The organism is Buttiauxella sp. AC142 (genome assembly GCF_979253435.1).
This window is the reverse complement of record NZ_CEEDCH010000001.1, coordinates 4,123,272-4,142,038: the sequence shown is the minus strand read 5'-3', so window position 1 is coordinate 4,142,038 and position 18,767 is coordinate 4,123,272. Positions and strand designations below refer to the sequence as shown.

Sequence of the window (18,767 nt, the reverse complement as noted above, 5' to 3'; positions counted from 1 at the left end):
AAGAAAAGGGCGGTGTTTAGCCGCCCTAATTATTGATATTTCTTCCTTCCGCCAGGCGCTTAACCAACGGCGTCATGATCAACTCCATTGCCAGTCCCATCTTGCCGCCCGGCACCACTAATGTATTGATGTGGGAAATAAATGAGCCTTGCAGCATGGCGAGCAAATACGGGAAGTCGATATCATCCAGACCGCGAAAATGAATCACGACAAAACTTTCATCTAATGACGGAATACCGCGTGCGGCAAACGGGTTAGAGGTATCTACCGTCGGTACGCGTTGGAAGTTGATGTGCGTGCGGGAAAACTGCGGCGTGATGTAGTTGATGTAATCGTCCATCGAACGCACGACGGAATCCATTACCGCTTCACGGGAATGACCGCGCTCGCTGGTGTCGCGCACCAGTTTTTGAATCCACTCCAGGTTTACAATCGGCACTACGCCAACCAGTAAATCGACGGCATTGGCGACGTCGTGCTGCGGGGTAACGACTCCGCCATGCAAGCCTTCATAAAACAAAACATCAGTCGGTTCTGGTAACGGCTGCCACGGAGTAAACGTGCCGGGAATCTGATTCCAGGGTACGGCTTCATCATAGGTATGAAGATATTTACGTGATTTACCCTGCCCGGTTTTGCCGTATTCAATAAACGTTTGTTCAAGCAAGCCAAAGTCGTTGGCTTCCGGCCCGAAGTAGCTGATATGACGGCCAAGGTCACGCGCTTTACGAATCGCCATATCCATTTCAGGACGGGTGAAACGATGGAAACTGTCGCCTTCAACTTCAGCTGCACGTAGGTTTAATTGCTGGAAGATTTTACGGAAGGCGATGCTGGTGGTGGTCGTTCCCGCGCCGCTGGAACCTGTTACGGCAATAACCGGATGTTTGGCTGACATAAGGCAACAACTCCATGGGTAGTAGCAAGTTTGGTTGGGTGAAGGCAGTTGTATTATGCAGTATAGGCAGGCTTAGCCGCGAAATTGCCCGCGAGCCATGATATTCACCGTTTCATGAAGTTCTGACCATACCAGTACCGCTTCACCACTTTGCAGTTGGCGCTTAACATCAGCCACCTTTTGCTCAAGTGAGCGCTCTTGTTCACCATAATCTGTGCCTTCTCGTAATACAAAGGATTCAATCAGATTATCAAGCGTTTCGGGAGGCAGGTCTTGCCAGGGAATCATCATATTACTGGTCCAAAAATTGAGACAGCCATTGCGGGATGCGTTGCTCAAGCCACATTTCAGGGCGGCGTAACGTCCCACCAACAAACCCAACATGCCCACCGTAGCGCGTAAGTTGGTATTCGATATTAGCAGGCAATATGGCTTTATCCGGGATCACATGATGATCCATAAACGGGTCATCTTTGGCGTGGATGATTAGCGTCCGGGTTTTGATTTGTGGCAGTAACGGCATCGCGCTGCATTGACGGTAGTAGTCGAGAGCATCAGCAAAGCCGTGAATTTTTGAAGTGATCAAATTGTCAAACTCACGCAGGCGGCGCATTCCTTTAAGCTGGCGCAGATCAACAGGTAGAGTGCCCGGATAGCTTCTGAGCTTGCGCGCGGCATTTTTCTTCAGCAGATTCAAAAGATAGTGCTGATAAACGCGCGAGAATCCTTTTTCGATATGTGCGCTGCAATGTTCCAGCATCAGAGGGGCTGAAACTATGACACCGGCCTGTAGCGTGCAGTCAGCACCTTGTTTAGCCAATAAACAAGCGAGCATGTTCCCGCCGAGGGAAAACCCCACTGCCGCCGTCGGCACTTTGCCGTAACGGGTACTGAGCCAGTTTAAGAAGTAGCTTCCGTCTTCAGTTTCGCCCGAGTGATAAATGCGCTTCATGCGATTTGGCACGCCGCTACATCCACGGAAATGCATGACTACGCCCAGCCAGCCTTGCTTGCTGGCGGCTTCGATTAAGCCGTGGGCATATGGGCTGTGCAGGCTACCTTCAAGCCCATGAAAAACGACTAACCGTGGTTTATGCAATGCCTGGCGTGGGTCTTCGCTCCAGGCAAGATCGACAAAATCTCCATCCGGCATATCCAGACGCTGCCAGTGAGGTTTGAAATTTAAGCGACGGCGAATCAAACGCGGAAGCATGGTTTGCAGGTGCGGATTACTGACACCCTTCAACGGACGAAATTGATCATCTTCTTCGTGATTAAAATTCAATACTGCGGGACTTGTCGTAGCCATATCACACTGTTAGTTTCATTTAGTTTGCTAATTAACTTTACCGGGTGTGGAACACCCATTTCATGGAAACGCTTTTCTTCTCAATGCTTGGTTTTCTTTGGGTCGCGGCTATTACACCCGGCCCAAACAATATGTTACTGACTTCTTCCGGCGCCAATTACGGCTTTATGCGCACCATTCCGTTGATGATTGGCATCATGCTTGGGATGCAATGCATCCTGTTGCTGGTGGCCTTTGGCGTCGGTAGCTTAATCCTTTTGTATCCTGCTTTGCACCTTATCCTGAAGATTGCCGGGAGTGCTTACCTATTATGGCTGGCATGGAAAATCGGCACCGCGACCTATGAAAAACTGGAAACGGATGCGCCGCCTCCGGCTCCTATTCCATTCTGGCAGGGCGGTTTACTTCAGGTTATCAACCCTAAAGCCTGGTTGATGGCATTGGGTGCAGTGGCAAGTTTTAGCCTTGCCGGTGCTCAGTACCTGCATTCCGTGGCGTTAATCAGTATCGGGATTGCGCTGGTTAACATTGTTGCAGGTATTATCTGGATTGCGTTTGGCAGCATGATCGGCAAACTGCTGCGCAGCCGCCGCTCCTGGACAATCTTCAATGTCTTTATGGGGTTGCTGACGGCGGCGTGTGCCCTGTTGATTTGGCATTAAGTTCGCGGGCCTCATCCTTAGTTTTCGATAAGGTTGAGGCAAAACGGTTACTCGGCCTGCATCATCTGCTCTAACTTGTCATGCGCGTCCAGCCATTCCATCTCGCACTCTTCCAGTGCTGACTTCACTTTCACCTGAGTTTGCAGACATTCGGTCATTTCTGCTTTACGACTTTGGTCGTAAATAGCGCTGTCAGCCAGTTTTTCTTCCACTTGCGCAAGCTGGGCATTCAGCTTTTCCATCTGCTTTTCAAGCGTGGTGATTTGCTTACGCAGGGGCTGAGTTTGCGTGCGCAATTCTGCTTCACGGCGTTTTTGATCTTTACGAGCCTGTGCGCTGTTGACGTTATCTTTTGCAGAATCGAGCGGCTGGTTTTCCTGCTTTTGCAGATCGACAAGCCACTGCTGATAATCTTCCAGATCGCCATCAAACGCTTCGACTTTACCGTCGTGGACCAGATACAAATCATCGGTAGTCGAACGCAACAAGTGACGGTCGTGCGAAACCACTACCAGTGCGCCTTCAAAATCAATCAACGCTTCGGTCAGCGCCTGACGCATGTCGAGATCAAGGTGGTTGGTCGGTTCATCGAGCAGCAGCAGGTTAGGGCGCTGCCAGACAACCAGCGCCAGTACCAGGCGTGCTTTTTCACCACCGGAGAAACGCGCGGTTTGTTCGGTGACTTTGTCGCCCCGGAAACCAAAACCACCCAGGTAATCACGCAGTTGTTGTTCCAACTCTTTTGGTGCAATACGCGCCAGGTGCTGCAACGGCGACTCGTCAGCGCGCAAGTATTCGAGCTGATGCTGCGCGAAATAGCCGAGCTTGATACCTTTTGCCAGGCCGATATCACCCTGTAATGGCTTAATTTCTTCCGCTAACAATTTTATCAGCGTTGATTTACCGGCGCCGTTGCGACCCAGCAGGCCGATGCGTGAACCAGGAACCAGATTCAGTTTGATGGAATCCAGAATCACGCGATCCCCATAACCGGCGCTGACTTTTTCCATACGCAGCAGCGGGTTTGGCAGGCTTTCCGGAGCGCGGAAGCTGAAATGGAACGGGTTATCAACGTGCGCTGGGGCAATCAGCTCCATGCGCTCAAGCATCTTCACGCGGCTTTGCGCCTGTTTCGCCTTGCTGGCTTTTGCTTTAAAACGGTCGATAAAACCCTGCAGATGCGCGACACGCTCCTGCTGGCTTTCATACATCGACTGCTGTTGCGCCAGGCGAGTGGCGCGTTGGCCTTCAAACGACGAGTAGTTGCCGGTGTACTCAAACATCTGCTCTTGTTCGATGTGAATAATTTTACTGACCACCGGGTCGAGGAAGTCTCGGTCGTGGGAAATCAGAATTAACGTGCCCTGATAACTTTTCAGCCAGCGCTCGAGCCAGATAACCGCATCTAAGTCCAGGTGGTTAGTCGGTTCATCGAGCAGCAGTAAATCGGAACGGCAAATCAGGGCTTGCGCGAGGTTCAGACGCATACGCCAGCCACCGGAGAAATCACTCACCGGGCGTTCGAGTTGCTCATTGCTGAAGCCTAAACCGTGCAGCAAACTTGAAGCGCGGGAGCGAATCGTCCAGGCATCTACGGCATCAAGCTTACCGTGAATCAGTGCAATAGCGTGGCCATCGTTGCGCTCATTGGCTTTTGCCAGCTCCGCTTCAAGCAGTCGGAATTCGCGGTCGCCATCAATAACATATTCAATGGCAGGCATTGCCAGTGCTGGCGTTTCCTGGTTTACCCAAGCCAGCGCCCAGTTTCCCGGATAGGTCATGCTGCCACCATCGGCGCTGATCTCGTTCTTCAGAAGCGCCAGCAGCGTGGATTTACCGCAGCCGTTTTTACCCACCAGACCCACTTTTTGGCCTGGATTGATGGTAGCGGTGGCGTTATCCAGCAGAACGCGTGTGCCGCGACGAATTTGTAACGAGGAGAAAACAATCATAAAGCGCCGTATGTTCAGAGTATGTTAAATTGTCATTATATTAAGGTAACGTGATGCTTACGGCACCGCGTCGGGCTGCATGGTAGCCCAATTTAAAGACTATGACGACGCCCTGGAGGGTAATGATGTCGCAGCCGCCGAAAGTTTTGCTGCTATATGCCCATCCGGAGTCACAAGATTCGGTCGCAAACCGCGTCTTACTCCAGCCTGCGCAGAAGCTTGCTAATGTCACTGTGCATGACCTTTATGCGCACTATCCTGACTTTTTTATTGATATCTATCGCGAGCAGGCATTGCTGCAAGAGCACGATGTCATCGTCTTTCAGCACCCTCTTTATACTTATAGCTGCCCGGCGTTACTCAAAGAGTGGCTGGATCGTGTGCTCAGCCGTGGCTTTGCCAGTGGTGTTGGAGGTACAGCCCTTGCGGGAAAGTACTGGCGTAGTGTGATAACCACCGGGGAACCAGAAGGTGCCTATCGCCACGATGGTTTTAATCGCTTCCCACTGACCGATATTTTACGGCCCTTTGAACTGACTGCCGCGATGTGCCGTATGCACTGGATGAATCCAATGATTGTTTATTGGGCGCGTCGCCAGTCTCCCCAAGAGCTTGCCAGCCACGCGAAGGCGTATGGCGAGTGGTTGGCATCACCAACCCTGCCAGGAGGCCGCTGATGGAAGGTTCTGACGTATTGCTGGCGGGAGTGCTGTTTTTGTTTGCAGCAGTGGTTGCTGTCCCTATCGCTGCTCGATTAGGGATTGGCGCGGTGCTCGGCTATTTGCTGGCGGGAATCGCCATTGGGCCGTGGGGTTTAGGGTTTATCAGTGACGTAGATGAAATCCTACACTTCTCGGAACTGGGTGTTGTGTTCCTGATGTTTATCATTGGGTTGGAGCTTAATCCTTCAAAGTTATGGCAGCTCCGGCGTTCTATTTTTGGTGTCGGTGCCGCACAGGTATTGCTCAGTGCGGTGGTACTTGCTGGTTTGTTGATGCTAACGCAGTTCTCCTGGCAAGCGGCGGTCATCGGCGGAATAGGGCTGGCGATGTCCTCGACCGCGATGGCATTGCAGTTAATGCGCGATAAAGGCATGAACCGCAATGAATCCGGCCAGCTCGGATTTTCTGTGTTGTTGTTCCAGGATTTAGCCGTCATTCCGGCGATTGCTTTGGTACCGCTGTTGGCCGGTAATGACGGCGGGCACACCGACTGGATAAAGATCGGCTTCAAAGTGCTGGCATTTGCGGGCATGTTGATTGGCGGCCGTTACCTTTTAAAGCCTCTGTTCCGCTTTATTGCAGGCTCCGGCGTGCGGGAAGTCTTTACCGCTGCGGCACTGTTATTAGTGTTGGGCTCGGCGTTATTTATGGATGCGCTGGGTTTCTCAATGGCACTAGGGACATTCATCGCAGGCGTGTTATTGGCTGAAAGTGAATACCGGCACGAACTGGAAATCGCGATTGATCCTTTTAAAGGATTGTTGCTCGGACTGTTCTTTATCTCCGTCGGCATGGCACTAAACCTTGGCGTGCTTTACACCCATCTTTTCTGGGTTGTCCTGGGCGTTGTAGTGCTGGTGGCGGTGAAAGCCGGTGTGTTGTATGGCCTGTCATGGTTTTTCGGCTTGCGCAGCTCCGAGCGTTTGCAGTTTTCTGGCGTACTCAGCCAGGGCGGAGAGTTTGCTTTCGTACTATTTTCAACCGCTTCATCACAAAAGCTGTTCAGCGGTGACCAAATGCCGCTACTCCTTGTGACCGTTACGTTATCGATGATGACCACACCGCTGTTGATGAAAGGTGTCGATGCCATTCTTGCGCGACGGTTTAATATTGTTGATGACGAAAACGATGAAAAGCCCTACGTGGCAGACGACCAGCCGCAGGTGATTATTGTCGGCTTCGGACGTTTCGGGCAGGTGATTGGGCGCTTACTGATGGCGAACAAAATGCGTATTACGGTGCTGGAGCGTGATATCAGTTCCGTGAGCCTGATGCGTAAATATGGCTACAAAGTTTATTATGGTGATGCCACCGAACTTGAGTTGTTACGTTCGGCGGGCGCTGAGACGGCAAAGTCGATTGTGATTACCTGTAATGAACCGGAAGACACGATGAAAGTCGTTCATTTGTGTCAACAACACTTTCCACATCTGGCGATACTGGCGCGTGCCAGGGGCCGTGTGGAGGCGCATGAATTATTGCAGGCTGGCGTCACGCAGTTCTCCCGCGAGACGTTTTCCAGTGCGCTCGAGCTGGGGCGTAAGGCGTTGATGACGCTAGGAATGCATCCCCATCAGGCACATCGTGCGCAGCTTCATTTCCGACGCCTGGACATGAGCATGCTGCGTGAATTAATGCCGATTCATACCGATAACGCACAAATTTCCAGGGTTCGGGAAGCGCGTCGTGAGTTAGAAGAAATCTTCGAACGCGAGATGCAGCAAGAGCGTCGGCAGTTCGATGGTTGGGACGATTTTGAATAATTAAGGTGAAGCCAATGCCGGTGCGTAAACGTTTTATTGCCGGGGCTGTTTGCCCTGAATGCCAGACGCGGGATTCCCTCGCGATGTGGCGTGAGAATAATGTCGATATTGTTGAGTGTGTTAAGTGCGGTCATCAAATGCGTGAAGAGGATAAGCAACCTCGGGACCGTGCTCGCGAACAAGAGCAAGTGATCGGGATTTTTCATCCGGACTAGCGAGATGCGCCAGCTTTTTTTAAGCTTAGGGGTACACCGGCGCTAAATTCCGCTACAATCGGCGCCAGTTTTTTTCTCACGCTCGCTCAGGAGATATCATGAAAGTAGCAAAAGACCTGGTGGTCAGCCTGGCTTATCAGGTACGTACAGAAGACGGTGTGTTGGTTGATGAGTCTCCGGTGAGTGCGCCGCTGGACTATCTGCATGGTCACGGCTCCCTGATTTCTGGTCTGGAAACCGCTCTGGAAGGTCACGTTGTTGGTGATCGTTTCGACGTGAACGTTGGCGCAAATGACGCTTACGGCCAATACGACGAAAACCTGGTTCAGCGTGTACCGAAAGACGTCTTCATGGGCGTTGACGAGCTGGAAGTTGGCATGCGCTTCATGGCTGATACCGACCAGGGTCCAGTACCTGTTGAAATTACCGCAGTTGAAGATGAGCACGTTGTTGTCGATGGCAACCACATGCTGGCAGGTCAGAACCTGAGCTTCAATGTAGAAGTTATCGCTATTCGTGAAGCGACTGCTGAAGAACTGGCTCATGGTCACGTTCACGGCGAACACGATCATCACCACGACCATGGTGAAGATGGCTGCTGCGGTGGTCACGGCCACGATCACGGCGACCATGAACATGGTAAAGGTGGTTGCGGCGGTAATGGTGGCTGCGGTTGCCATTAATCCGTTAAGGATGCCGTTAAGAATAAAAAAGGCGTGTCTGTGACACGCCTTTTCTTTTTGTAAAATTAGTAATGCGGGGGCGGTGTTTCTTCGGCTTCTGAAGCTACCATCGAAGGTTGGCTCGCTTTTAGTTTTTCAACCAACAAACGGAAATGCTCGCGCAGTTTGACCATCTCCAATTCGTGAGCCGTTACCGTCTGATTTAACTCTTCTATTGTAATCTCCTGGAAAGCGAGACGACTCTCAAGTTCTTCCAGCCGTTGTTCGGTCGATTTTTGTTGCATGGCTAATGACTCCTGGCCTGCGGATGGACAATTCCCGGCGATTCTACTGAAAAATCTCGCTCGATACAGTGCCGTTTTGCGCTGGACGAAACTTCTTTAAACAAAAAGAGTCTGAATTTGTCTCGATAAGACGCGGAGAGATTGTGTAGATTTCTTCCACGACGTTATAGTACGTCTCTTAGTTGATAATAACCTTGGGGTTAGAGGCCCCGGCCCTGGAGAAATGGATGAAATCACTGTTTAAAGTAACGCTACTGGCGACCACGATGGCCGTTGCCCTGAGCGCTCCGGCGTTCGCTGCCCCGGCTGCTGCCGCTAAAGATGCTGCGGCTCCTGCTGCTGCCAGCAACACGGCATTCAAAAATGACGACCAGAAATCTGCGTACGCATTAGGTGCTTCGCTGGGCCGTTATATGGAAAACTCTCTGAAAGAACAAGAAAAGCTGGGTATCACTCTTGATAAAACTCAGCTTATCGCTGGTGTTCAGGATGCATTTGCTGACAAGAGCAAATTATCTGACCAGGAAATCGAGCAGACTCTGCAAGCTTTTGAAGCTCGCGTGAAGTCTTCTGCTCAAGCGAAAATGGAAAAAGACGCTAAAGAAAACGCGGATAAAGGCAAAGCCTTCCGTGATACTTTCGCAAAAGAGAAAGGTGTTAAAACCTCTCCAACTGGTCTGATGTACAAAATCGACAAAGCCGGTACGGGTGAAGCACCAACTGATAGCGACACTGTTGTTGTGAACTACAAAGGTACGCTGATTGACGGTAAAGAGTTTGATAACTCTTACACCCGTGGCGAGCCGCTGTCTTTCCGTCTTGACGGTGTTATCCCTGGCTGGACTGAAGGCCTGAAAAACCTGAAGAAAGGCGGGAAAATCAAACTGGTTATTCCACCAGAATTAGCATACGGAAAAACTGGCGTTCCAGGGATCCCTGCTAACTCCACGCTGGTGTTTGACGTTGAGCTGCTGGATATTAAACCAGCACCTAAAGCAGACGCTAAACCAGATGCCGCTCCTGCTCCAGAAGCTGAAGCAGCTAAGAGCAAGTAAGGTATGATTAACCGCCGCCCACATGGGCGGCGGTTTTTTATTTGAGGCAGGGTATAATAAAAGCTGGAAAGCGCATCTTACGCTGTATTACCTTAGCAGACTGCGCAACAACGAGTATGAGTCTGCCCTGACACCATTTAAGCGCGACAGGCTCTCTGTAGAGGGTGGTATCTTTAAATGTCCAATTCGCTTTTAACCAATGAAACCAGTGAGCTCGACTTACTGGACCAGCGTCCTTTTGAACAAACCGACTTTGAAATATTAAAATCCTACGAAGCGGTAGTGGACGGGTTAGCGATGCTGATTGGTTCTCATTGTGAAATTGTGTTGCACTCGCTGCAAGATTTAAAATGTTCCGCCATCCGTATCGCGAATGGTGAACATACCGGGCGCAAAATTGGCTCGCCAATTACCGATCTCGCATTACGAATGCTGCATGATATGACCGGTGCGGACAGTAGCGTTTCTAAATGCTATTTCACACGCGCAAAAAGCGGCGTACTGATGAAGTCAGAGACTATCGCCATTCGTAATCGTGATGAGCGAGTCATCGGACTGTTGTGCATCAACATCAACCTTGATGTGCCGTTCTCGCAAATTATGTCGACGTTTATTCCGCCGGAAACGCCAGAAGTGGCTTCTTCCGTGAACTTCGCTTCCTCCGTAGAAGATTTGGTTATGCAGGCGCTGGAATTCACGATTGAAGAAGTAAATGCTGATCGTAATGTGTCCAACAACGCCAAGAATCGGCAGATTGTCCTTAATCTTTACGAGAAAGGCATCTTTGATATCAAAGACGCTATCAACCAGGTTGCCGACCGTTTGAATATTTCTAAACACACGGTGTATCTCTACATCCGTCAATTCAAAAACGGTGATTTCCAGGGGCAGGATAAATAATGCGTTTTGCCATCCTGGTGACAGGGCCGGCTTATGGCACGCAGCAAGCGAGTAGTGCGTTGCAGTTTTCACGGGCTGTTATCGGCCAGGGGCATACGTTGGAAAGTGTGTTCTTCTACCGAGAAGGTGTTTATAACGCGAATCAGCTGACCTCTCCTGCAAGCGATGAATTTGATTTAGTGCGCGCCTGGCAACATCTACATCAAGAGCATGGAGTCGAGCTGCATATTTGCGTGGCTGCCGCGTTACGCCGCGGCGTGACAGACGAAGAACAAGCGATTCAACTCGGTTTACCGTGCCATAATTTGCAGTCTGGTTTCACGCTGAGTGGACTGGGCGCTTTGGCACAAGCATCTCTGACCTGTGATAGAACGGTGCAATTCTGATGAAGCGTGTGGCATTTATATTTAAGACACCGCCTCATGGAAGCGCTGCTGGCCGGGAAGGGTTGGATGCTTTGCTGGCGACATCTGCGCTAAGCGAAGACATCGGTGTATTTTTCATTGGTGATGGCGTATTGCAATTGATTCCGGGCCAACAGCCGGGACTTGTCCTCGCAAGAGATTACATCGCAACTTTTCGCGTACTGCCGCTGTACGACATAGAACAGTGTTATATCTGTGCAGACTCCATTCGCGAGAGAGGATTGTCTCCAGAAGGTACCTGGGTGCTTGATGTAAAACCTCTTGAGCCAGAGGCGCTGAGCGAAATGCTGCATCAGTTTGATGTAGTTCTGACTTTCTGAGGCGACATGCTGCATATTTTACAACACTCACCTTTTCAAACAGATCTTGAAGCGTTGCTGCGCTGTGTGAAGCCTGGCGACGATGTTTTATTGCTACAAGATGGGGTCATCGCTGCGTTATCAGGGACCAAAGCCCTTGATTTGCTGCTGTCCGCCCCCATTTCTATTTACGCGCTGCACGAAGATATCGAGGCTCGTGGCTTAACTGCTCAAATTTCGAACGGCATAGGCAAGGTCAGCTATACTGATTTCGTCGGATTGACAGTTAAACACGAACAGCAGATTACCTGGTAAAATCCAGGATTGTTGTATATTTCTTGACACCTTTTCGGCTCAGCCCTAAAATTCTGCGTCCTCATATTATATGAGGCCGTTTTATTACGTGTTTACGAAGCAAAAGCTAAAACCAGGAGCTATTTAATGGCAACAGTTAACCAGCTGGTTCGCAAACCACGCGCTCGCAAAGTTGCAAAAAGCAACGTGCCAGCGCTGGAAGCCTGCCCGCAGAAACGTGGCGTATGTACTCGTGTATATACTACCACTCCTAAGAAACCAAACTCCGCACTGCGTAAAGTATGCCGTGTGCGTTTGACTAACGGTTTTGAAGTTACCTCCTACATCGGCGGTGAAGGTCACAACCTGCAGGAACACTCAGTGATCCTGATCCGTGGTGGTCGTGTAAAAGACTTGCCAGGTGTTCGTTACCACACCGTTCGTGGTGCACTTGACTGCTCCGGCGTTAAAGACCGTAAGCAATCTCGTTCCAAGTATGGCGTGAAACGTCCTAAGGCTTAATGGTTTCCGTTAAGTAAGGCCAAACGTTTTAAATAAATGTCAAACTCAATAGAGTTTTGGACAACCCTGAATTAACAACGGAGTATTCCCATGCCACGTCGTCGCGTCATTGGTCAACGTAAAATTCTTCCAGATCCTAAGTTCGGATCAGAGTTGCTGGCCAAATTTGTAAACATTCTGATGGTAGATGGTAAGAAATCTACTGCTGAATCTATCGTGTATACCGCGCTGGAGACCCTGGCTCAGCGTTCTGGTAAACAAGCACTGGAAGCTTTCGAAGTCGCTCTGGACAACGTTCGTCCGACTGTCGAAGTTAAGTCCCGCCGTGTTGGTGGTTCTACTTATCAGGTTCCAGTAGAAGTACGTCCGGTTCGTCGTAATGCTCTGGCAATGCGTTGGATCGTAGAAGCTGCTCGTAAACGCGGTGATAAATCCATGGCTCTTCGCCTGGCGAACGAACTTTCTGATGCTGCAGAGAACAAAGGTACTGCAGTTAAGAAACGTGAAGACGTTCACCGTATGGCTGAAGCCAACAAGGCGTTCGCTCACTACCGTTGGTAATCCCTTCGGAGTGTTAGTCACCAAGCGGGCGCTTCATGTGAGCTGCCCGCTTTGGGTTACTTAAATGAACGTCCTAGGATATAGAGGAATCAAATGGCTCGTAAAACACCCATTGAGCGTTACCGTAACATTGGTATCAGTGCTCACATCGACGCCGGTAAGACAACTACTACCGAACGTGTTCTGTTCTACACCGGTGTAAACCACAAAATCGGTGAAGTTCATGATGGCGCAGCCACTATGGACTGGATGGAGCAGGAGCAGGAACGTGGTATTACCATCACGTCTGCTGCGACCACCTGTTTCTGGTCAGGTATGGCTAAACAGTTCGAACCACACCACATCAACATCATCGACACCCCAGGGCACGTTGACTTCACCATCGAAGTTGAACGTTCCATGCGTGTTCTTGATGGTGCGGTAATGGTTTACTGTGCTGTTGGTGGTGTTCAGCCACAGTCTGAGACCGTATGGCGTCAGGCAAACAAATATAAAGTTCCACGTATCGCGTTCGTTAACAAAATGGACCGTATGGGTGCTAACTTCCTGAAAGTTGTTGATCAGATTGAAAAACGTCTGGGCGCAACTCCGGTGCCTCTGCAATTGGCTATCGGCGCGGAAGAGAAATTCACCGGTGTTGTTGACCTGGTGAAAATGAAAGCCATCAACTGGAACGAAGCCGATCAGGGCGTGACCTTCGAATACGAAGAGATCCCAGCTGATATGCAGGAACTGGCCGAAGAATGGCGCCAGAAACTGGTTGAAGCCGCTGCTGAAGGTTCTGACGAACTGATGGAGAAATTCTTTGGTGGCGAAGAGCTGACTGAAGAAGAGATCAAAACTTCTCTGCGTAAGCGCGTACTGAACAACGAAATTATCTTGGTTACCTGTGGTTCTGCATTTAAGAACAAAGGTGTTCAGGCGATGCTGGATGCGGTAGTTGAATACCTGCCAGCTCCAACTGACGTTACTGCGATTAACGGTATGCTGGACGACGGTAAAGACACTCCGGCTGTTCGTCACTCTGACGACAACGAGCCGTTTGCTGCTCTGGCGTTCAAAATCGCAACTGACCCGTTTGTTGGTAACCTGACCTTCTTCCGCGTTTACTCTGGCGTTGTTAACTCTGGTGACACCGTGTTCAACCCGGTGAAATCAGCACGTGAGCGTCTGGGCCGTATCGTACAGATGCACGCTAACAAACGTGAAGAGATCAAAGAAGTTCGCGCGGGCGACATCGCTGCAGCTATCGGTCTGAAAGAAGTGACAACCGGTGATACCCTGTGTGACCAGGACAATGTGATCATTCTGGAGCGCATGGAATTCCCTGAGCCAGTAATTTCGATCGCAGTTGAACCAAAAACCAAAGCTGACCAGGAAAAAATGGGTCTGGCTCTGGGTCGTCTGGCTAAAGAAGATCCATCATTCCGCGTATGGACTGATGAAGAAACCAACCAGACTATCATCGCTGGTATGGGTGAGCTTCACCTCGACATCATCGTTGACCGTATGAAGCGTGAATTCAACGTTGAAGCTAACGTTGGTAAACCTCAGGTTGCTTACCGTGAAGCGATTCGCGCGAAAGTTACCGATGTTGAAGGTAAACACGCTAAGCAGTCTGGTGGTCGTGGTCAGTACGGTCATGTTGTTATCGACATGTACCCACTGGAGCCGGGCTCGAATCCGAAAGGTTACGAGTTCGTCAACGACATCAAAGGTGGTGTGATCCCAACGGAATACATCCCTGCTGTTGATAAAGGTATCCAGGAGCAGCTGAAGTCTGGTCCTCTGGCGGGTTACCCAGTAGTAGATCTCGGCGTGCGTCTGCACTTCGGTTCTTACCACGACGTTGACTCCTCTGAACTGGCGTTTAAACTGGCCGCTTCTATTGCCTTCAAAGATGGCTTTAAGAAAGCGAAACCAGTTCTGCTTGAGCCTATCATGAAGGTTGAAGTTGAAACTCCGGAAGAGAACACCGGTGACGTTATCGGTGACCTTAGCCGTCGTCGTGGTCAGCTGAAAGGTCAAGAATCTAACGCTACTGGCGTTCAGATTCACGCTGAAGTTCCGTTGTCTGAAATGTTCGGTTACGCAACTCAACTGCGTTCACTGACCAAAGGTCGTGCATCTTACTCCATGGAATTCCTGAAGTATGATGACGCGCCAAACAACGTAGCTCAGGCCGTAATCGAAGCTCGCGGTAAATAAGCCCCGGGTTTTAAAAAACATTGATCCCGTGCTCTCTCCAGAAGGGGAGAGCGCAACAGTAAGGAATATAGCCGTGTCTAAAGAAAAATTTGAACGTACAAAACCGCACGTCAACGTCGGTACTATCGGCCACGTTGACCATGGTAAAACTACTCTGACTGCAGCAATCACTACCGTTCTGGCTAAAACCTACGGCGGTTCTGCACGCGCATTCGACCAGATCGATAACGCACCAGAAGAAAAAGCTCGTGGTATCACCATCAACACTTCCCACGTTGAATATGACACCCCGACTCGTCACTACGCGCACGTTGACTGCCCAGGGCACGCCGACTACGTTAAAAACATGATCACCGGTGCTGCTCAGATGGACGGCGCTATCCTGGTTGTTGCTGCGACTGATGGCCCGATGCCACAGACTCGTGAGCACATCCTGCTGGGTCGCCAGGTTGGCGTTCCATTCATGATCGTGTTCATGAACAAATGTGACATGGTTGATGACGAAGAGCTGCTGGAACTGGTAGAAATGGAAGTTCGTGAACTTCTGTCTGCTTATGATTTCCCGGGCGACGACATCCCAGTGGTTCGTGGTTCAGCTCTGAAAGCGCTGGAAGGCGAAGCAGAGTGGGAAGCTAAAATCATCGAGCTGGCTGGTCACCTGGATAACTACATCCCAGAACCAGAGCGTGCTATCGACAAGCCATTCCTGCTGCCAATCGAAGACGTATTCTCCATCTCCGGCCGTGGTACTGTTGTTACCGGTCGTGTAGAGCGTGGTATCGTTAAAGTGGGCGAAGAAGTAGAAATCGTTGGTATCAAAGATACCGTGAAATCTACCTGTACTGGCGTTGAAATGTTCCGCAAACTGCTGGACGAAGGCCGTGCTGGTGAGAACGTTGGTGTTCTGCTGCGTGGTATTAAACGTGAAGATATCGAACGTGGTCAGGTTCTGGCTAAGCCAGGCTCTATCAAGCCGCACACTCAGTTCGAATCAGAAGTTTATATCCTGTCCAAAGATGAAGGCGGCCGTCATACTCCGTTCTTCAAAGGCTACCGTCCACAGTTCTACTTCCGTACAACTGACGTTACTGGCACCATCGAACTGCCAGAAGGCGTTGAGATGGTAATGCCGGGCGACAACATTCAAATGGTTGTTACCCTGATCCACCCAATCGCAATGGACGACGGTCTGCGTTTCGCAATCCGTGAAGGCGGCCGTACTGTAGGCGCTGGTGTTGTTGCTAAAGTTATCGCTTAATCGCTGATACCTTTATATGAAAAAAGAGCGCTTAGGCGCTCTTTTTTTTTGCATATTTTACCGCTTCTCACTTGCATCAAACATTCGTGTGCTATTGTAATCATAACTATTCTCATTTACACTTTGCGCGTAATTTGAACGGGAGTGCTTATGTACGTTTGTTTGTGTAATGGTGTAAGTGATAAAAAAATTCGGCAGGCTGTACGCCAGTTTCATCCACAATCTTTCCAGCAGCTTCGCAAGTTTGTGCCTGTGGGAAACCAATGTGGCAAATGCATTCGCGCAGCAAGAGAAATCATGCAAGAAGAGTTATTGCAGATCCCAGAATTTAAAGAGATTGCCTAAGCCAGTCACTTTTTTTTGACTTACTCCGTGCTACATCTACGCTTCATGTAGTGGAAGCGGAGGGAGTAAAAAATGAAAGGTGATATTAAGATAATAAATTATCTCAATAAATTATTGGGAAACGAGCTTGTCGCGATCAATCAGTATTTTCTCCATGCGAGAATGTTCAAAAACTGGGGCTTAATGCGCCTCAACGAAGTGGAATACCACGAATCCATCGATGAAATGAAACACGCCGATAAATATATCGAGCGAATTTTGTTCCTCGAAGGCATTCCTAACCTACAAGACTTAGGCAAACTTCACATCGGAGAGGATGTCGAAGAAATGCTTCAGTCCGATCTCAACTTAGAAATGGATGGCGCTAAAGATTTACGTGAAGCCATTGCGTACGCAGATACCATTCATGACTATGTTAGTCGGGATATGATGATACAAATTCTTGCCGAAGAAGAGCATCACATCGACTGGTTAGAAACTGAATTGGACCTCATTTCAAAAATTGGTTTGCAAAACTATCTACAATCGCAAATCAAAGAAGGAAACTGAGTTCTTTAAACTGTGGGAAGGAAGAGCAAATCCATCCTACAGAACCACCCGCTATCGCAAGGTTTGGTCCGAAAGGTAGCGGAGTGGTAGCAAGTGAAAGACGATTCGTCAGTAACAGTTTTGATATCAAGGCACATAGCAATCCGGATGTTGCCGCCGCTAATGTTATCCATCCTAAATTCTGCCAACCATGCCACGCCCCCAAAGCCGCTAACAATTTCATATCACCGTATCCAATTCCCTCCCAACCTCGCCAGTAATAGTAAGCCCAATAGAGCATCCACAAACTCAAATAGCCGATAATGGCTCCAAGTACACAGTCAGATAAGTGTTCAGGTGCTAAACAGATTTGAAATAGTAATCCAGACCATAGAAGAGGATAGTTCAGTCTATCCGGTAGCAACATGCTTCGATAATCAATCCAGGCCAGGCGCAGTAAAAGTCCAATATGCAGGACAATAAAAAGTAAAAGGACCAGGGTAGAGGAGATAAACATTACGTAAAATACTCTTCAAAAAGATGTCTCCCCAGGCTAGTGAAATGAATGGGTCAAAGCAAAATGACAATTGCTGATTTACGAGGGATCTTCCCAAAAAGTTCTCTCGGGCATCATTGAAGACATTTACCCTGCAAAGAGAATCGTATTCCCACACAAAAGATTGTTTAATTCGTATCCATGGCTTGCTTAAGGTGCAGATTTACGTATAATGCGCGGGCCTGTCTTAATCGATGGCTGGCTCGATATGAGCCTGACAGTGAAGCTGCTGTCGACAATGTTCCCAATTGGGGAACTATGTATGAACGATTACACTCCCCCATCAATCGTAATGGGTGCGAGTAGTGATTTTTTTCGTCTATAAAATAATTGGAGCTATGGTCTCATGCAGAGCCAAAGAATCCGTATCCGCCTTAAAGCGTTTGATCATCGTCTGATCGATCAATCAACTGCGGAAATCGTCGAGACTGCTAAGCGCACTGGTGCGCAAGTACGTGGTCCGATCCCGCTGCCGACCCGCAAAGAGCGCTTTACCGTTCTGATCTCTCCGCACGTCAACAAAGACGCGCGTGATCAGTACGAAATTCGCACTCACAAGCGTCTGGTTGACATCGTTGAGCCAACTGAGAAAACCGTTGATGCTCTGATGCGTCTGGATCTGGCTGCTGGTGTTGACGTGCAGATCAGCCTGGGTTAATCAGGTCATTGACGATTGAGAGGTTGAAACAATGATTGGTTTAGTCGGTAAAAAAGTGGGTATGACCCGTATCTTCACAGAAGACGGCGTTTCTATCCCAGTAACCGTGATCGAAGTAGAAGCAAACCGTGTTACTCAGGTTAAAGACCTGGCTAACGACGGCTACCGTGCTGTTCAAGTTACCACTGGCGCTAAAAAAGCTAGCCGTGTAACTAAGCCGGAAGCTGGTCACTTCGCTAAAGCTGGCGTAGAAGCTGGCCGTGGCCTTTGGGAATTCCGTCTTGCAGAAGGCGAAGAGTTCACTGTAGGTCAAGACATTAGCGTTGAGCTGTTTGCTGAAGTTAAAAAAGTTGACGTAACTGGCACCTCTAAAGGTAAAGGTTTCGCAGGTACCGTTAAGCGCTGGAACTTCCGTACCCAGGACGCTACACACGGTAACTCCTTGTCTCACCGCGTTCCGGGTTCTATCGGTCAGAACCAGACTCCGGGCAAAGTGTTCAAAGGCAAGAAAATGGCAGGCCAACTGGGCAACGAACGTGTAACTGTTCAGAGCCTGGATGTAGTACGCGTTGACGCTGAGCGCAACCTGCTGCTGGTTAAGGGTGCAGTTCCGGGTGCAACCGGTAGCGACCTTATTGTTAAACCAGCTGTGAAGGCGTGAGGAGATAGC

At 49.6% G+C, this 18,767-nt stretch carries 24 protein-coding genes; 18 read left to right on the top strand and 6 right to left on the bottom strand.

Features of this window, described 5'->3' with window-relative positions:
- Positions 1–25 precede the first annotated feature (25 nt).
- From AC0IWZ_RS19355 to AC0IWZ_RS19345, 3 genes are all read right to left on the bottom strand, one after another.
- Positions 26–898, bottom strand: coding sequence for a phosphoribulokinase (locus tag AC0IWZ_RS19355; RefSeq protein WP_034499065.1), 873 nt, complete (start codon positions 896–898; stop codon positions 26–28).
- A gap of 72 nt (positions 899–970) precedes the next feature.
- Positions 971–1,189: a YheU family protein gene (locus AC0IWZ_RS19350; protein WP_034460225.1), complete on the bottom strand. Its 219-nt coding sequence runs from the start codon at positions 1,187–1,189 to the stop codon at positions 971–973.
- Between the two features lies 1 nt (position 1,190).
- The gene (locus AC0IWZ_RS19345) at positions 1,191–2,207 is read right to left on the bottom strand and encodes a hydrolase (RefSeq protein WP_471680517.1); all 1,017 of its coding nucleotides are present in this window, start codon (positions 2,205–2,207) and stop codon (positions 1,191–1,193) included.
- A gap of 62 nt (positions 2,208–2,269) precedes the next feature.
- On the opposite strand from AC0IWZ_RS19345, the gene AC0IWZ_RS19340 reads away from it, so the two are divergent.
- A complete protein-coding gene (locus AC0IWZ_RS19340) occupies positions 2,270–2,869 on the top strand; it encodes a LysE family translocator (RefSeq protein ID WP_034499061.1) in 600 nt (199 codons plus the stop codon).
- Between the two features lie 47 nt (positions 2,870–2,916).
- Here the strand turns inward: AC0IWZ_RS19340 and AC0IWZ_RS19335 are convergent, their stop codons facing one another.
- Positions 2,917–4,821, bottom strand: coding sequence for an ABC transporter ATP-binding protein (locus tag AC0IWZ_RS19335; protein ID WP_034499059.1), 1,905 nt, complete (start codon positions 4,819–4,821; stop codon positions 2,917–2,919).
- Between the two features lie 125 nt (positions 4,822–4,946).
- Between AC0IWZ_RS19335 and kefG the strand changes: the two genes are divergently transcribed.
- The 4 genes from kefG (at position 4,947) to slyD (ending at position 8,204) form a co-directional block, all read left to right on the top strand.
- Complete coding sequence (gene kefG, locus AC0IWZ_RS19330) at positions 4,947–5,498, top strand: glutathione-regulated potassium-efflux system ancillary protein KefG (RefSeq protein ID WP_034499057.1); 552 nt, start codon at positions 4,947–4,949, stop codon at positions 5,496–5,498.
- The gene (kefB, locus tag AC0IWZ_RS19325; RefSeq protein ID WP_034499054.1) at positions 5,498–7,306 is read left to right on the top strand and encodes a glutathione-regulated potassium-efflux system protein KefB; all 1,809 of its coding nucleotides are present in this window, start codon (positions 5,498–5,500) and stop codon (positions 7,304–7,306) included. The genes kefG and kefB overlap by 1 nt, the downstream gene beginning before the upstream one ends.
- Before the next feature lie 14 nt (positions 7,307–7,320).
- Positions 7,321–7,521 (top strand): YheV family putative zinc ribbon protein, encoded by a 201-nt coding sequence (locus tag AC0IWZ_RS19320; protein ID WP_034499052.1) that lies wholly within the window; start codon positions 7,321–7,323, stop codon positions 7,519–7,521.
- 98 nt (positions 7,522–7,619) lie between these two features.
- On the top strand, positions 7,620–8,204 hold the full coding sequence (gene slyD / locus AC0IWZ_RS19315; RefSeq protein WP_034499051.1) for a peptidylprolyl isomerase: 585 nt from the start codon (positions 7,620–7,622) through the stop codon (positions 8,202–8,204).
- A gap of 65 nt (positions 8,205–8,269) precedes the next feature.
- On the opposite strand, the gene AC0IWZ_RS19310 is transcribed toward slyD, so the two are convergent.
- Entirely contained in the window at positions 8,270–8,488 is a 219-nt protein-coding gene (locus tag AC0IWZ_RS19310; protein ID WP_034460204.1) for a protein SlyX, read from the bottom strand.
- Between the two features lie 227 nt (positions 8,489–8,715).
- On the opposite strand from AC0IWZ_RS19310, the gene fkpA reads away from it, so the two are divergent.
- The 11 genes from fkpA to bfr all read left to right on the top strand — a co-directional run bounded on the left by fkpA (position 8,716) and on the right by bfr (position 16,904).
- The gene (fkpA, locus tag AC0IWZ_RS19305) at positions 8,716–9,543 is read left to right on the top strand and encodes an FKBP-type peptidyl-prolyl cis-trans isomerase (protein ID WP_471678684.1); all 828 of its coding nucleotides are present in this window, start codon (positions 8,716–8,718) and stop codon (positions 9,541–9,543) included.
- A gap of 177 nt (positions 9,544–9,720) precedes the next feature.
- Complete coding sequence (locus AC0IWZ_RS19300) at positions 9,721–10,443, top strand: helix-turn-helix transcriptional regulator (RefSeq protein ID WP_034460202.1); 723 nt, start codon at positions 9,721–9,723, stop codon at positions 10,441–10,443.
- Positions 10,443–10,829 (top strand): sulfurtransferase complex subunit TusD, encoded by a 387-nt coding sequence (gene tusD / locus AC0IWZ_RS19295; protein ID WP_471678685.1) that lies wholly within the window; start codon positions 10,443–10,445, stop codon positions 10,827–10,829. The genes AC0IWZ_RS19300 and tusD overlap by 1 nt, the downstream gene beginning before the upstream one ends.
- Positions 10,829–11,188 carry a sulfurtransferase complex subunit TusC gene (gene tusC, locus AC0IWZ_RS19290; protein WP_471678686.1) on the top strand — a complete coding sequence of 120 codons (360 nt, stop codon included), beginning with the start codon at positions 10,829–10,831 and terminating at the stop codon, positions 11,186–11,188. Before tusD ends, tusC begins: the two co-directional genes overlap by 1 nt.
- 6 nt (positions 11,189–11,194) lie before the next feature.
- Positions 11,195–11,482 (top strand): sulfurtransferase complex subunit TusB, encoded by a 288-nt coding sequence (gene tusB, locus AC0IWZ_RS19285; protein WP_471678687.1) that lies wholly within the window; start codon positions 11,195–11,197, stop codon positions 11,480–11,482.
- Between the two features lie 126 nt (positions 11,483–11,608).
- Positions 11,609–11,983 carry a 30S ribosomal protein S12 gene (gene rpsL / locus AC0IWZ_RS19280; protein ID WP_003023654.1) on the top strand — a complete coding sequence of 125 codons (375 nt, stop codon included), beginning with the start codon at positions 11,609–11,611 and terminating at the stop codon, positions 11,981–11,983.
- Between the two features lie 90 nt (positions 11,984–12,073).
- Positions 12,074–12,544, top strand: coding sequence for a 30S ribosomal protein S7 (rpsG, locus tag AC0IWZ_RS19275; RefSeq protein ID WP_034499040.1), 471 nt, complete (start codon positions 12,074–12,076; stop codon positions 12,542–12,544).
- Between the two features lie 93 nt (positions 12,545–12,637).
- On the top strand, positions 12,638–14,752 hold the full coding sequence (gene fusA, locus AC0IWZ_RS19270) for an elongation factor G (protein WP_034499038.1): 2,115 nt from the start codon (positions 12,638–12,640) through the stop codon (positions 14,750–14,752).
- A 73-nt stretch (positions 14,753–14,825) separates the two neighbouring features.
- The gene (gene tuf / locus AC0IWZ_RS19265; RefSeq protein ID WP_115627101.1) at positions 14,826–16,010 is read left to right on the top strand and encodes an elongation factor Tu; all 1,185 of its coding nucleotides are present in this window, start codon (positions 14,826–14,828) and stop codon (positions 16,008–16,010) included.
- A gap of 150 nt (positions 16,011–16,160) precedes the next feature.
- A complete protein-coding gene (gene bfd, locus AC0IWZ_RS19260) occupies positions 16,161–16,355 on the top strand; it encodes a bacterioferritin-associated ferredoxin (protein ID WP_034461786.1) in 195 nt (64 codons plus the stop codon).
- Positions 16,356–16,427: 72 nt separating this feature from the next.
- The gene (gene bfr / locus AC0IWZ_RS19255; protein ID WP_034499033.1) at positions 16,428–16,904 is read left to right on the top strand and encodes a bacterioferritin; all 477 of its coding nucleotides are present in this window, start codon (positions 16,428–16,430) and stop codon (positions 16,902–16,904) included.
- On the opposite strand, the gene AC0IWZ_RS19250 is transcribed toward bfr, so the two are convergent.
- Entirely contained in the window at positions 16,888–17,400 is a 513-nt protein-coding gene (locus AC0IWZ_RS19250) for a prepilin peptidase (protein ID WP_072011218.1), read from the bottom strand. The two genes, bfr and AC0IWZ_RS19250, sit on opposite strands and share 17 nt — an antisense overlap.
- 385 nt (positions 17,401–17,785) lie before the next feature.
- Here AC0IWZ_RS19250 and rpsJ point away from each other — a divergent pair, with 385 nt between their 5' ends.
- Complete coding sequence (rpsJ, locus tag AC0IWZ_RS19245) at positions 17,786–18,097, top strand: 30S ribosomal protein S10 (RefSeq protein ID WP_034461784.1); 312 nt, start codon at positions 17,786–17,788, stop codon at positions 18,095–18,097.
- A 31-nt stretch (positions 18,098–18,128) separates the two neighbouring features.
- Positions 18,129–18,758, top strand: coding sequence for a 50S ribosomal protein L3 (gene rplC / locus AC0IWZ_RS19240; protein WP_034461783.1), 630 nt, complete (start codon positions 18,129–18,131; stop codon positions 18,756–18,758).
- The last annotated feature ends 9 nt before the right edge of the window (positions 18,759–18,767 follow it).